Annotated in this window: 11 protein-coding genes; 3 read left to right on the top strand and 8 right to left on the bottom strand. The window is 68.6% G+C overall.

Going from position 1 to position 12,846, the window contains the following annotated elements:
- Positions 1-40 precede the first annotated feature (40 nt).
- The 4 genes from HDA45_RS15720 to HDA45_RS15705 all read right to left on the bottom strand — a co-directional run bounded on the left by HDA45_RS15720 (position 41) and on the right by HDA45_RS15705 (position 7,148).
- Positions 41-4,024 (bottom strand): TIGR02680 family protein, encoded by a 3,984-nt coding sequence (locus HDA45_RS15720; RefSeq protein ID WP_184895988.1) that lies wholly within the window; start codon positions 4,022-4,024, stop codon positions 41-43.
- Positions 4,021-5,241, bottom strand: coding sequence for a TIGR02678 family protein (locus HDA45_RS15715; protein WP_184895986.1), 1,221 nt, complete (start codon positions 5,239-5,241; stop codon positions 4,021-4,023). The genes HDA45_RS15720 and HDA45_RS15715 overlap by 4 nt, the downstream gene beginning before the upstream one ends.
- Entirely contained in the window at positions 5,238-6,731 is a 1,494-nt protein-coding gene (locus HDA45_RS15710) for a TIGR02677 family protein (protein WP_184895984.1), read from the bottom strand. The genes HDA45_RS15715 and HDA45_RS15710 overlap by 4 nt, the downstream gene beginning before the upstream one ends.
- Before the next feature lie 87 nt (positions 6,732-6,818).
- Positions 6,819-7,148 carry a hypothetical protein gene (locus HDA45_RS15705; RefSeq protein ID WP_184895982.1) on the bottom strand — a complete coding sequence of 110 codons (330 nt, stop codon included), beginning with the start codon at positions 7,146-7,148 and terminating at the stop codon, positions 6,819-6,821.
- Positions 7,149-7,256: 108 nt separating this feature from the next.
- Here HDA45_RS15705 and msrA point away from each other — a divergent pair, with 108 nt between their 5' ends.
- Both msrA and HDA45_RS15695 read left to right on the top strand, forming a co-directional pair.
- On the top strand, positions 7,257-7,751 hold the full coding sequence (gene msrA / locus HDA45_RS15700; protein WP_343072074.1) for a peptide-methionine (S)-S-oxide reductase MsrA: 495 nt from the start codon (positions 7,257-7,259) through the stop codon (positions 7,749-7,751).
- Positions 7,730-8,200, top strand: coding sequence for a molybdenum cofactor biosysynthesis protein (locus tag HDA45_RS15695; protein ID WP_184895978.1), 471 nt, complete (start codon positions 7,730-7,732; stop codon positions 8,198-8,200). The genes msrA and HDA45_RS15695 overlap by 22 nt, the downstream gene beginning before the upstream one ends.
- Here the strand turns inward: HDA45_RS15695 and HDA45_RS15690 are convergent.
- Positions 8,177-8,749 (bottom strand): TetR family transcriptional regulator, encoded by a 573-nt coding sequence (locus HDA45_RS15690; protein ID WP_184895976.1) that lies wholly within the window; start codon positions 8,747-8,749, stop codon positions 8,177-8,179. The genes HDA45_RS15695 and HDA45_RS15690 overlap by 24 nt on opposite strands.
- A gap of 78 nt (positions 8,750-8,827) precedes the next feature.
- On the opposite strand from HDA45_RS15690, the gene HDA45_RS15685 reads away from it, so the two are divergent.
- Positions 8,828-9,214: a cupin domain-containing protein gene (locus HDA45_RS15685; protein WP_184895974.1), complete on the top strand. Its 387-nt coding sequence runs from the start codon at positions 8,828-8,830 to the stop codon at positions 9,212-9,214.
- A gap of 17 nt (positions 9,215-9,231) precedes the next feature.
- Here HDA45_RS15685 and HDA45_RS15680 read toward each other — a convergent pair whose 3' ends face one another.
- From HDA45_RS15680 to HDA45_RS15670, 3 genes are all read right to left on the bottom strand, one after another.
- Positions 9,232-9,837 carry a response regulator transcription factor gene (locus HDA45_RS15680; RefSeq protein WP_484477142.1) on the bottom strand — a complete coding sequence of 202 codons (606 nt, stop codon included), beginning with the start codon at positions 9,835-9,837 and terminating at the stop codon, positions 9,232-9,234.
- A 150-nt stretch (positions 9,838-9,987) separates the two neighbouring features.
- A complete protein-coding gene (locus HDA45_RS15675; RefSeq protein WP_184895970.1) occupies positions 9,988-10,269 on the bottom strand; it encodes a DUF6235 family protein in 282 nt (93 codons plus the stop codon).
- A 146-nt stretch (positions 10,270-10,415) separates the two neighbouring features.
- Entirely contained in the window at positions 10,416-12,716 is a 2,301-nt protein-coding gene (locus HDA45_RS15670) for an ATP-binding cassette domain-containing protein (protein WP_184895968.1), read from the bottom strand.
- Positions 12,717-12,846: the final 130 nt, after the last annotated feature.

Raw genomic sequence — 12,846 nt, 5'->3', positions numbered from 1 at the left:
GGAAAGGGCTCCGCTGCGCCCGGCTTTGGGGCCGCTCAGGCTAATGTCCGGCGGGCAGGAGGTCGTGGCCGTTCCAGGTGAACCGAGCCGTGGTGACGGCGTCGTCACCGTCGCCGCCGGTGATGAGCTGGTGGATCCCGACACCGCCGAGTTCGGCGTAGGTGCACCACTCGTGGTCGGACGTCAGCATCAGGTCGAGGTCGAGTGCGGACAGCAGTCCGAACACCTGTCCTCGGTTGGTGGTGTCGACGCCGACGAACACCTCGTCGAGCAGGATCACCCTCGGTGCCTCGGGTACGGCCTGGTAGTGCGCGGCGACGGCGGCGAACAGCGGCAGGTGCAGCGCGATCGCCTTCTCCCCACCGGAAAGCGCGCCGTGCAGCTTCTTGGTCAGCAGCTGCCAGCCCGCCCCGTTGGCACGGTCCACCTTGACCACGAACCGGTGCCAGGACGTGTAGTCGAAGACCTGCGCGAGCTGCTGTTCCCAGCTGGTCGCGGTGTCGTCCGCCTTGGCCTGTTCGACGCGCTCGCGGAAGAACTTGTGCAGCGACGCGCGGTCCTCGGTGGTCAGCTCGTCCGGATCCTTCAGGAGCAGGTCCCGCGCGGTCTTGGTGCCCGGCGGCAGATCGGGGGAGACCTGCCAGACCAGCCGGACGGCGACCCTGGACGCCGTCCGCACCCGCTCCAGGCGCGCGTTCATCCCGTCGACGAGGTCGTTGGCCTGCCGGATGCGGGCCGCGAGATGCCGGCGGGTCTCACCGGTCAGCGTCTTGTCGAACAGGTCGCTCTCGCGGCCGGTGATCTCGTGCCTGCTCTGTTCCGCTTCCGCGTAGAGGATCTTCAGCAGTTCGGCCGCGCCGACCCGCAGCCCGTCGACGACGGCGGTGAAGATCTGGACGTCCTCGTCGGTCTCCAGATCGAGTTCCGCCCGCGAGCTGAGCGTGTTCCGGCAGGTGTGCACGGCCTCGGAAAGCCGGTGCAGCGCCTCGCCGAGGTTGCTCGGCGCATGCGGCACGGACGGCCACGCCGCGGCCACCAGCCGGGCCGTGTCGAGCGCCGCCCGCACGTCGTCGGAGGCGGACAACGTGGCCTGGAACTTCGGCAGGTCCTCGATCCCGCCGTCCGCGGGGAAGACGCCCGTGGCGAGTTTCCGGAACCGGAGCGCGGCGGCGTCCTGCTTCGAGGCAGCGTCTTCGCGGGCCCGCGCGTCGGTCGTGCGCCGGACGCCGAGTGCGCCCAACGCCACGGCCAGGTCCTTGGCCTCGCGGTTCACGGTGCGGAGCTCGTCGGCGAGTCCGCGCAGTTTCGCGCGCAGGCCGTCGATTTCGGCGAGCACCTCACGCTGGCCGGTGCCGACGGTGCCCTCGATCGCGTCGAGCATCGCGGTGAGCTTGGTGCGTTCGGCCTCCGCGTCGGAAGCCTCGTCCTCGCGCCGGGCGGCGTTCGCCTCCGCACGGTCGGCCTGTTCGGCGAAGGTCCCGGCCCGCTGGGTCGCGGTGAGCAGGTTCGCGTGCTCGTACAGCCAGTTCTCGCCCTGGTCGGAGTAGGTGCGCAGGGCCGTGGCGAGCGCGTTGAGCGGGGTGCGTTCGGTCGGCAGCCCGTTTTCGGAAGCCTGGCCGGTCAGCTCGTGCAGGGCGGTTTTGGCCTCGATCTCGAGCGCGGAGACGGTGGTTTCCCGGTGCCGGACGGCGGAGTCGACGGCGGTCAGATCGGCCTCGGCCGCGGTCAGTTCCTGGGTCGCGGCGAGAAGATCTTCGTGGCCGGGACGGGCGGCGCGTTCGATCTTGATCAGCTCGCGCCTGCCCCGCAGCGCGGCCAGTTCGCCCTCCAGCTCGGCGATGATCTTCTCGCGGCCGGAAATCTCGTCCCGCAGCTCGGCGACGCGGCGCTCCCTGGCCCGCAGGCGGGCGGAGGAACCGATGTAGGCGGGGGCTTCCTTCGTCCAGCTGCCCGAAAGGCTCCCCATCCGCCAGCTGCCGTCGGCACCGATCGCGGCGGGTCCGCTGGGGAGTTCGTCGTCGAAGGCGATCACTTCCAGCACCCGCCGGACCTTCGCCGGGGCGACTCCCGCGTCGGGTTCCGGAACGAGGACGTCGGCGAGCGAACGGCCGGAGGCCACCGGCAGCGTCCCGGTTTCCGCGAGTACGTCGTGGCCGTCGACGACACCGTGGGAGTTCACCCAGGCGTCCAGAAGACCGGCGCCTTCGAGCGCGGCTTCGATCCCGGCGTGCGTGCCCGCGGGGACTGAGCCGGCGAAATCGACCAACCGCCACAGAGGCGCGCCGCGCATCTCTGTCCGGTCCGCCGTCCGGGTGGGTGGCGACGCGGGGGTGAGGACGTCCTCCGTTTCGAGCACGCCCGCCTCGACGAGGAGTTCGTCGTGTTCGGCGCGCGCGGCGGACAGCGCGGCACCGGTCGCCGCCTCCTGCCGGACGATGTCCTCCAGCACGGTCTCGGCGACCACGCTGACCCTGCCCAGCAGCGCGACTTCCGCTTCGGCTTCCCGCACGAGCGCTTCCACGTCGGGGAAGCGCAGCTCACGGCAGCCGATCGCCCATTCGGCGAGCCGGGTGCGCAGATCGCTCAGCGCGAGTTCGCGGGTCGCCGTCGTGAGATCCAGTTTCTCCTGCGCGGCCGAGAAATCCGACCTCGCCCGATCCAGTTCCGCTTCGGCCTGGTGACGGCGGCCGACGGCGCGCTCGTGCTTGTCCAGCGCCCGGCCGACGGTCTCGACCTGGTCGCGCTTACCCCGGACGGCGGCCTGCAGCAGCGGACGGAGCCGGGCCGCCCCGCCCAATCCGGCGACGAGTTCGTCGTGCACGCCGGCCAGATTCGCGCGGGTCGCGGCGGCACGGACCTCGGTCTCCTGCGAGCGGACGAGGTCGGCCTGCCGCTTCGCGACCTGGTGCGCCGCTCGCGATCGTTCTCCATCGGCATCCGCTTCGGTACGCAGCCTGACGGCGTCCGCGCGGAGCGTTTCCGCCTGTTCTCGCGCGGAAACCGTGCGCTGCCGCAGCTTGTCGAGTTCCTGGCCCTTTTGGTACGACTCGGATTCGGTCAGCCCGGAAAGGCGGGCCTCGGTCTCCTCGACGTCCTTTTCGAGCTTCGCCGCCCGTTCCTCGGAGGCTTCCTTGCTCGCGGCGATCTCGTCGTACTCCTCGGCCGAACGGCGGGCGGCCGAGGCGAGCTCGTCGAGTTCGGTGGTCGCGGCGATGAGATTCGCGGCGCCCGCGCGCAGGACACGCTGGGCGTAGGTCTTCTGCCGCGCGGCGAGCGCGCGGGTCGCGTCGACCTCGGTCTCCAGCGAACCCAGCCGTTCGCGCTGCGCGTCCAGCCGCTCGAAGCCCTCGGCGAGATCCGCGATCTCCTGCTGCCCCAACGGCGGGAGCGCGCGGGACAGCAGGTTGGACAGCAGGCTCGGGTCGAGCCGCTGCGAGAGTTTGGGCATCCGCAGCTGGAGGAGCGCGGTGATCAGCGCGTCGTACCGCTGCTCGCTCAGGGTGGGGAACAGTTTCGCGCGGATCTCGGTGCGGTATTCGGCGGCGCCCGTGTGCACCGTCCCGTTCTCGCCGAGGGTCTCTTCCAGCGCGTTCTTGGTCAGCGGCTGGCCTGCCTCGTTGACCAGCGGCAGACCGTCGCCGACGCGCAGCCCGGTGGTGAAGAAATCGGCGTGCACCGTGCTGGTGTGCGTACTGGCCTGAAGCCGCGCGCCGCAGGTGAACCACTTGTCGTCGGCCATGCGGAATTCGAGCCACACGTACCCGACACGGGTGGCGCCGGAAGCACCCTCGCCCATCAGGTTCCAGTGCATGCTGCGCTCGCTCGTGCCGAAGGTCGACAGCCGGTTGGCGCGCAGGCTCGCGTCGAACAGGAACGGCAGCAGCAGCTCCAGCGCCTTGGACTTCCCGCTCCCGTTGGGGCCGCGCAGCAGCAGGCGCCCGTCGTGGAACTCGAAGATCTCGTCGTAGTAGCGCCAGATGTTGAGGATGCCCGCGCGGGACGGGATCCACCTCGTCACGGTCACGTCGCCTCCTCGTTTCGGTCGGTGTACCTCGCGGCGGCCGGGAGCGGCCGGACGAGTTCGGCTTCGGTACGGACGAGCCCGAAACCGGTCAGCACGGCGAGCGCGTCCACGGTCAGCCGTCGCACGCCGTCCTTGCCCCGGTAGGTCTTGGCCCAGCGCGGGAACCGTTTCAGCAGCTTGGCGGTGGCGTTGCGCAGGTAGTCGGTCGTCCGCGGCTCGTCCAGTGCGTCGAGCAGCAGGAGTGCGGCGACCTTGGCGTTGCTGCCGTCGTCCGGGAACTTCTCGTCGGTGGCCAGCCCGTCGACGTCGACGAGCAGCACCCCCTCAGCGCGCTCTTCGAGGACGAAACCGCCCTGTTCGGCGGCGCGGCGCAGCAGTTGGCGTCCCGTCGGCGACCCGAGGTACGCGCGCTCCTCCGCGGTGAGTTCGCCGAAGTACAGCACCGGATCGTCGACGAGACGGCGGAAGACGGCGTGCCGGAGCCACAGATTCCGCTGGACGTCGGACGCGTTCGGCGTGTCCTCGTGGCGCCCCGACGAGAGGCCGTAGCGCTGCTCGTAGGACACCGCGTCCAGCAGTTCCTCGAACCGCAGCGCGACGTCGTCGGCGGGGACAGCCAGCTGAGACGGCCCGACAGGGGCGGCGAGTATCCGCAGCAGCAGGGTCGCGTCGACCCGGAACAGCACCTTCGCCGCGGTTTCGTCCACAAAGGACTCTGCGTCGCCGTCGGCCGTCTCCAGAACGCCGAAGGACTCCAGGAGTCCGAGGACGTCCACGAACGCGAGGCGCTCGGCCCTGGAGGTGACGTCGAAGGTGGTGACGAGGTCGTCGGCGGCACTCGCCCGGCCGACGCGGTCAGCGAGCAGGCCGATCGTGGTCACCGGCACCGTGAGCAGTTCGGCCGCCACCACGCACAGCAGGACGTAGCGACGGCGGTCGAAGGCCGCGCGTCCGGAACGGAGCCGTCGCGCCGGGCGGGTGGGGTCGGCGGCCGCGCGGACCTTGACCAGCCGGGCGTACCCGAGCCGGGGTTCGACGGTGAGCGTCCAGCCGCAGTAGTAGTCGAACCACTGCCGGATGGGTTCGCGGCGGCGCCGGATGAGGTCGAAGGTCTCCGGGGAGCCGCGTTCGCCGATCAGCGGTTTGGCCAGCAGCGCCCTGATCCCGCGCGCGACCTCCTCGCGTTCCGCGATGACCAGTTGGTTCGTCAGGCTCACGCACTGCCTCCGGCCGTGCTGATCTCGATTTCGTAGTCGGGGCCGCGGAAGACGCCGCTCGTGGTGGTCAGGCGCGCCACCGAACCGTTCCGCGCCGGCCGCAGGATGATCTCGATCTGACCGTCGGAAGTCGTGCTCCGCCGGGCGCCGCTCGCGTCGGGACCGCTGCCCAGCGCCTGCCCCAGCAGGTCCAGCAGCCGTTCGAAAACGGTGTGGTCCAGCTTCTCGAACGCGGAAAGCCGCACGACCCCGCCGGTGTCGAGCATGCTCCACGCCGCCTCGAGTTCGGCGCGTTCGGCGATGGCCTGCCGGACGCGTGCCGCCCGGATCGCGGTGACGTCGCGAACCCTTCCGGTCCTGGTGAACCGCTCGGTGCGGCCCGCCGAACGGAGCAGCTCCGACACCTCGACCGGTGGCGCGTCGAGCCACGACGCCGTCGTGCTGACCACTTCCGGATCCGCGTGGGCCAGATGCGCGTGCCGCGCGGAACTGAGCCCGAACATCGTGGACCACAGGCGGTGCAGGTCCTCCTGCGCGGGGACGACGGTGAACCACCGCGCCAGCTCGCGGAAGTCGGCGACCGCGCTGCTCGCGCGCCGCCGCGACTCGGTGATCCGGTCCAGGACCTGGAGCAGGGTGATGATCGCCCGCCGCGAGACCTGATGGAGGTCCTCGACCCGCGGCGCGGCCCCGTCCTCGGGCAGGAACCACGCGCGAAGCCCGTCCCAGCGCGCCTTGCGGAGCTCCAGCCAGCGCGGATCCGCACTGGGAAGCACGGCACCGTTGAGCGCGCGCCGGTGCACGCGCTCGATGCCGTGGTCGTCGATCTCCTTCACCCGGGTGGCGATGGTGTGGGTGTGGTGTTCGAGGTCGTTCAGGAACTCCTGCAGGTACGCGACCGTGGCCGCCTTGACCTCGTGGAACGTCGCTAGGTCGGCTTCGGCGTGCAGCAGGCGCTGGAGGTCGCCGTTGAAGCGTTTCGTGCCGTCGCGGAACGCCTCGAGATGGCTCTCGACCTCGGCGAGCGTGCTGAACACGCGCCTGTCGGTGCCGTCTTCCAGCTGCCTGACGAGTTCGCCGAGCCGCTCGCCCAGCGCTTCGAGCGTCGCCGTCTGGAGCGCGCCGGTCGCGTTGAGCACCTCGTTCGCGCGGACGAGACCCGCGTACGCCGCTTCGCCCTGCCGAGTGAGCGAGTACTGAAGATTGCGGCGCTCGTACTCGGACGCCGTCCGGTAGTCGCCGGCGTGGTTCTGGACGACGTCGAGCTGGCCTTCGCTCCTCAGCTGGTCCAGTGCTTTGACGAGGTCTTCGTCGTCCAGCGTCTCCAGCCAGCCGGCGGCGCGGAGCTCGACGCGGATGTCGTCGATGCCGAGTGCCGTCTCGAGCCGCTCGTTCGCCTCACTGAAGGCATGCAGGATCGCCAGGGGGAGCCCGGACCTGTTGCCGTCGGTGAAACGGAACATTTCGGGCGGTACACGGATCGGATCCATGCGTCCTCCGGCGGATGGTGCGTGGGGCTACACGTTAGGGGGTCACCCAGGCGAGTCCGAACGGCCCATCTTTTTCACGCTGTGTGCTCACGTGGTGAAAAGACTGAGACGCACCGTGGTCCCGTCCACGGCCACCTTGCGGAACACGCGACGGCCGTCGATGAGCTGGTCGTCTTCGGTGACGCCCGGGGCGAAGTTCGACGCCTTGAGCAGCTGCGGGACGTCCTCCGCCGGGAGAGTGAGGACGACTTTGTACATCACGTCGATACCCCTCTCGTACTTCGTCTCCAGCACCTTGCCGCTCGCGGGCATCGAGATCCCGCCGAACCGGAAGGCTTCTTCCGGTGTCGGTGTCTCGGGCTTGCCGGTCGAACAGGCTGTCAGGACCAGGGCCAGTACCGCGAGCAGGATCTTCACGCAGGGTGAGACGCATGGCGGACGTAAGCGTTCCGTCACACCCGGACGGGGATGACAGGGACCGTCCGACACGTTGTACTGGGTGTCAACGACCAGAGGAGATCAACAGTGACGGAAAAGGCTGTTCTCGCGGGCGGCTGCTTCTGGGGTATGCAGGATCTGTTCCGCCGGCACCCCGGAGTCGTCTCCACCAGGGTCGGCTACACCGGTGGAGACGTGCCGAACGCGACCTACCGCAATCACGGCTCGCACGCCGAAGGCATCGAGATCGTCTTCGACCCGGCGCGGCTCTCGTATCGCCAGATCCTGGAGTTCTTCTTCCAGATCCACGATCCGACGACGCGCGACCGCCAGGGCAACGACCTCGGCACCAGCTACCGGTCGGCGATCTACTACACCGACGACACGCAGAAGCGGGTCGCCGAGGCGACGATCGCGGACGTCGACGCCTCCGGCAAATGGCCGGGCAAGGTCGTCACCGAGGTGACCCAGGCCGGTGACTTCTGGGAAGCCGAGCCCGAGCACCAGGACTACCTGGAGCGCATCCCGAACGGTTACACCTGCCACTACGTGCGGCCGGAATGGCAACTGGGCGAGCGCTGATCGTCGCGCTGCACGTCTCTCCCGTGCACGCCTACGAGGGCCGTCCCGCCGACGGCCCTCGTCCCGACCCTTCACCGGTCTCGCGTGACTTCGTCGAGGTGCGCGCGAAACTGGGGTTGGTCGGTGACCGGTACTTCGGTCACCCCGCCCATCGTGAGGCCGCGGTGACGCTGTTCTCGGCGTCCGTCCCCGGTGATCCCCTGCTGGCACGGCGGAATGTCGTGCTGTCGGGTTTCGACGTGGACGCCCTGCCCCGGGACTCCGTCCTCACGCTGGATTCCGGCGACGGACCCGTGCGCTTCGAGATCCACCGGCCCGCGAACCCTTGCGCGTGGATGGACGTCGTCTACCCGCCCGGCACCTTCCGCGCGCTACGGGGCCGCGGCGGGAAACGCTGCGTGCCGCTGGACGACGGCGTGCTTCGGCTAGGTCCCGTGGAGATCTCGTAGCCCGGCTTTGATCCGCTCCGGCGTCATTCTTTGCCGCTGGTGGACATACTGCGCCGCGGCGAGCGGCGCCAGGATGGCATCGGCCCGGAAGTGCGCGTCGACGGCTGGGGCGATCTCGCTGATCAAGGCGACCAAGTGACTGTGGTGCAACCGGTACGCGCCGGTCACGAAGCGCGCCATCGGCGTCTCCGTCTCCGCGACCATCAGTAGTTGCCCGTGCGTCTCGAGCCTGTCGACGTAAGCGTCGATGAACGCCTCGAGTCTTCGGGCGGCGGGCGCACCCGGCCCGAGCGGCGGCGTCCCACTGATGAAGGCTTCCTGGAACTCGCGCTCGTTCTCGTCGAGCAGCGCCTGCGCCAACGCGCCCTTGTCGGGGAACCTCCGGTACACGGTCCCGATCCCGACGCCCGCTTCCGCCGCGACCTCGTCCAGCGCGAGCCCGTCGATCCCTTTGGCCGCCACGAGTTCGGCCGCCGCGCGGACGATCTTCAGCCGGTTGCGAGCCGCGTCCGCGCGCTCGACCGGCCCGGACCCTGCGATGGGAAGCACCTGATGAGCTTAGTCGGTGGACAAGTGGAAGTTTCTCCGGTTAGCTAAACGGAGAAACTTCCACTTAAGGAGATCCGGATGTCCGTCGAACACTTCACGAGCGATGACCCCTCGACCTGGTTCCAGCGGCTCGACCAGCAGATCTTCCTGGCCGACGTCCTCGCGCGGGACAGCGGCGCGGCGATGTCCGTCGGCTTCGCCCGCTATGGGAAGGGCGAGAAGAACCCGTGGAAGATGACCTATGACGAGGCTCTGGTCATCACCTCGGGTGTCTTCACCGTCGAGTGCCCTTCGGGGCCGGTGACGGCTCGGGCCGGTGAGGTGATCTACCTGCGGGCGGGTGCGGAGGTCGTCTACTCGGCCGATGAGGACACGGAACTGGTCTACGTCACCTATCCGCATTGGCTGGCCGCCACGGAAAACTCCGAGGAAGCCCGTCGCCTCGAAGACTTCCACGAGGCCTGAAGCGACCTAGGCGGGAGTCACAGCCATTCGGCGTCGGTGGCGATGCGGATCGCGTGCACCCGGTTGCGGGCGTTGAGTTTGGTGACGATCGCGGCGAGGTAGTTCCGCACCGTGCCGGGCGACAGGAAGAGCTCGGCCGCGATGTCGGCGACGGTGCGGCCGCGCGCTGTCACGCGCAGGATCTCGATCTCGCGACCGGTCAGCGGGCAGTCGTCGGTTTCCCAGGCGGCCAGCGCCAGTTCGCTGTCGATCACCCGCCGCCCGATCGCGACCGACCGCACCGCGTTGGCCAGTTTGTCCGACGGCGCGTCCTTGAGCAGGAAGCCGTTGACCTTCGCGTCCAGCGCGCGCCGGACCGTGCCGGGACGGCCGAGACTGGTGAGGATCAGCGTATGGCAGCCGGGCAGGCTTTCGTGGATCTCGACGGCCGCTGTCAAACCGTCCTTGCCCGGCAGGTCGATGTCGATCACCGCGACATCGGGTTGGACCGATTTCGCGGTCGGCAAGATCTGGTCACCGGAAGCGACTTCGGCGACCACTTCTATGTCAGGTTCCAGGTTGAGCAGGGCCACGAGAGCCCCGCGGACCATATGCATATCTTCAGCGAGCAGCACTTTGATCACCACGAAGCACCTCGCACCCCAGTTCAGTGGCTTCGTCGTCAGTCTACGGGATTTTGATCACCCGGCCACGGGATTGAAGGAATACGCTTTCCCGTCGTGAGTTTTGCCTAGGCCGGTCGTGTCAGGTCCGCACCCGGATGCCGCGGCGCTTCACAGCGCGTCCAGCTCGGCCGGCCAGCCGAAGGCCCGTCGGGTGAACCCGAGCAGCTCGAACTCCGAACGCGCCCAGTCGATCCTGATCCGGATGGCGAGTTCGGGTGCCACGGTCAGCAGGAATCGGTCGCGACCGCCGCCGACCTTGAATACGCCGTAGGTCAAGAAGGCCGATCCGTCGCAGATGGCGAACAACGCGGTGAAAACCGTCGCGCGTTCGCTTTCCGGAATCGAATCCAGCCACTCCAGCCCCCCGGCCAGCGCCAGCCGCACCGCCATCGAGCCTCCTCACCGAACCCTGCCTTCAGCATGGCGATCTTCGGTGGGGCGGGGCGTCTCGAATCCTGCTCGGGTGTCCGTGAAGGCCTCCTTCCCTACGCTCAAGGTAGGGAAGGAGGCCTTCACGGACGAGCCCGAGCGGGTGTTCAGCCGGCCTGTTGGTAGCGGTTGAGGTACTCGCCGGTCAGCGAGTTCTCCGCTGTCAGGAGCTTCTCGGGCGTGCCGGTGAAGACGATCTCGCCGCCGTTCTTGCCGCCGCCCGGGCCGAGGTCGATGACCCAGTCCGCCTGCTCGATCACCGCCAGGTTGTGCTCGATGACCACCACCGTGTTGCCCGCGTCGACCATGCCGTTGAGCAGGCCGAGCAGCATGTCGATGTCGGTCATGTGCAGGCCGGTGGTCGGCTCGTCGAGGATGTAGACGTTCCCGCCGCCGGAAAGCCGGTCCGCCAGCTTGATCCGCTGGCGTTCACCACCGGAGAGCGTGCTCAGCGCCTGCCCGAGCCCGAGGTAGCCGAGCCCGGTCTCGATCAGCGCGTTCACCTTCGCCAGCACCGGTGCCTCGGTGAAGTACTCCGCCGCCTGTTCCGCCGACAGTTCCAGCACGTCGGCGATCGACTTGCCACGCAGTTTGTGCGCGAGCACCTCGTCCTTGAAACGGCGCCCGTCGCAGCTTTCGCAGTGCGTCGTGATCGGGTCCATATAGGACACTTCGGTGATCAGCACACCACGGCCCTGGCACTCCTCGCAGGCGCCCTGGGAGTTGAAGCTGAACAACGCCGCGTTCGCGCCGCTCGCCTTCGCGAAGAGCTTGCGCACCGGGTCCATCAGGCCGAGGTACGTCGCCGGGGTCGAGCGGGAGGACGCCGCGATCGGCGTCTGGTCCACGAAGATCGCGTCCGGATGCGCCTCGCGGAAGACGCCGGAGATCAACGAGCTCTTGCCCGAGCCCGCGACACCGGTGACCGCGGTGAGCACCCCTTTCGGGATGTCGACCGTGACGTTCTTCAGGTTGTGCAGCGAGGCCCGCTTGATCGGCAGCTTTCCCTTCGCGCTGCGAGGATCCACCTTGACGACGCCCGAGCGGGCCAGTCCGGCCCCGGTGAGCGTCTTGCCGGCGCGCAGCTGCTTGTACGTCCCCTCGAACACGACCTCGCCGCCGTGCACGCCCGCACGCGGCCCGATCTCGACGACGTGGTCGGCGATCTCGATGACGTCCGGGTCGTGTTCGACCACCAGGATCGTGTTCCCCTTGTCCCGCAACGCCCGCAGCAGGTCGTTGAGCCGCCCGACGTCGCGGGGGTGCAGGCCGACACTGGGCTCGTCGAAGACATAGGTCAGCCCCGTCAGGTCGCTGCCCAGGTGCTTGACCAGCTTGAGCCGCTGCCCCTCACCGCCGGACAGCGACGTCGTCGCACGGTCCAGCGAGAGATAGCCGAGGCCGATCGCTTCGATGCGTTCGAGCGCGGCCAGCACACCTTGCGCCATCGCGGAGGTCTGCTTGTCCTTGATGGAGCGGATGAGCTCGATCAGATCGGTGATCTGCAGCTCGCACCACTGCGCGATGTTCTTGCCCGCCAGCTTGGTCGCCAGCGCCGCCGCGCTCAGCCGCCCGCCGCGACACGCCGGGCAGGTGCCCTCGGAGATGAACTTCTCCGCCTGGGCGCGGGTCTTCTCGCTCATCGAGCCGGTGTCGCGTTTGAGATGGCGGCGGGTGAAGTTCGCGACCAGGCCCTCGAACGTCAGCGTCTGCGTCTTGCCGTTCTTGAAGGTGAGCTGGACCTTGCCCTCGTTGCCGTGCAGGAGGGTGTCCATCTCCTTCGCGGTGTACTTGTTGAGCTTCTTGGCCGGGTTGATGGCGTCGTGGTTGGCGTAGAACTGCCAGCCGGGGCTGCCGACCGGGTAACCCGGCACCAGGATCGCGCCCTCGTCGAGCGACTTCGTCATGTCGAGCATCAGCTCGGGATCCGGGCGCACCGCTCGTCCGATGCCTTCGCAGTCGGGGCACATCCCGTTGGGGTCGTTGAAGGAGTACAACGACGGATTGCCGGCGCTGGGCTTTCCCTGACGCGAGAACAGCACCCGCAGCAGCGGATGGATGTCGGCGACCGTGCCGACCGTCGAGCGGGCGTTCCCGCCGAGCGGACGCTGATCGACGATGACCGGCGTGGTCAGATTCTCGATGCTGTCCACGTGCGGGCGTTCGTGTTTGGGCAGCTGGTTGCGGATGAACCAGGGGAACGTGGCGTTCAGCTGGCGCTGCGCCTCGACGGCGATCGTGTCGAACACGACGGAGGACTTCCCGGAGCCCGAAACCCCGACGAAAACCGTGATCTGGTTCTTCGGGAGTTCGAGTGAGACGTCCTTCAGGTTGTTCTCGTGAGCGCCGGTGACGCGTATTCCGTCACCCGCGGGTTGTTGCCTGGTCTTGCGGGCTGCGGCAGTCACAGAAGTTTCCTTTCTTCGCCGATACGCGAGAATGGTCGCGCCTGCTCGCCATTATCGCAGCGCCGCGGGTTCTCCGGTAGCCCGTTCGCGCTATGTCGGGTTATGTGTTCTTCACGACGGGGAAATGAAT

The organism is Amycolatopsis umgeniensis (genome assembly GCF_014205155.1).
GTDB lineage: Bacteria > Actinomycetota > Actinomycetes > Mycobacteriales > Pseudonocardiaceae > Amycolatopsis > Amycolatopsis umgeniensis.
Note: the sequence above shows the minus strand (reverse complement) of the source record. Positions and strands in the feature narration are given on the sequence as shown.

Coding starts and splice junctions, on each gene's coding strand:
- HDA45_RS15710 (WP_184895984.1), bottom strand. CDS start 6,731: ATGGATCCGATCCGTGTACCGCCCGAAATGTTCCGTTTCACCGACGGC.
- HDA45_RS15695 (WP_184895978.1), top strand. CDS start 7,730: ATGGCAACTGGGCGAGCGCTGATCGTCGCGCTGCACGTCTCTCCCGTG.
- HDA45_RS15685 (WP_184895974.1), top strand. CDS start 8,828: ATGTCCGTCGAACACTTCACGAGCGATGACCCCTCGACCTGGTTCCAG.
- HDA45_RS15675 (WP_184895970.1), bottom strand. CDS start 10,269: ATGGCGGTGCGGCTGGCGCTGGCCGGGGGGCTGGAGTGGCTGGATTCG.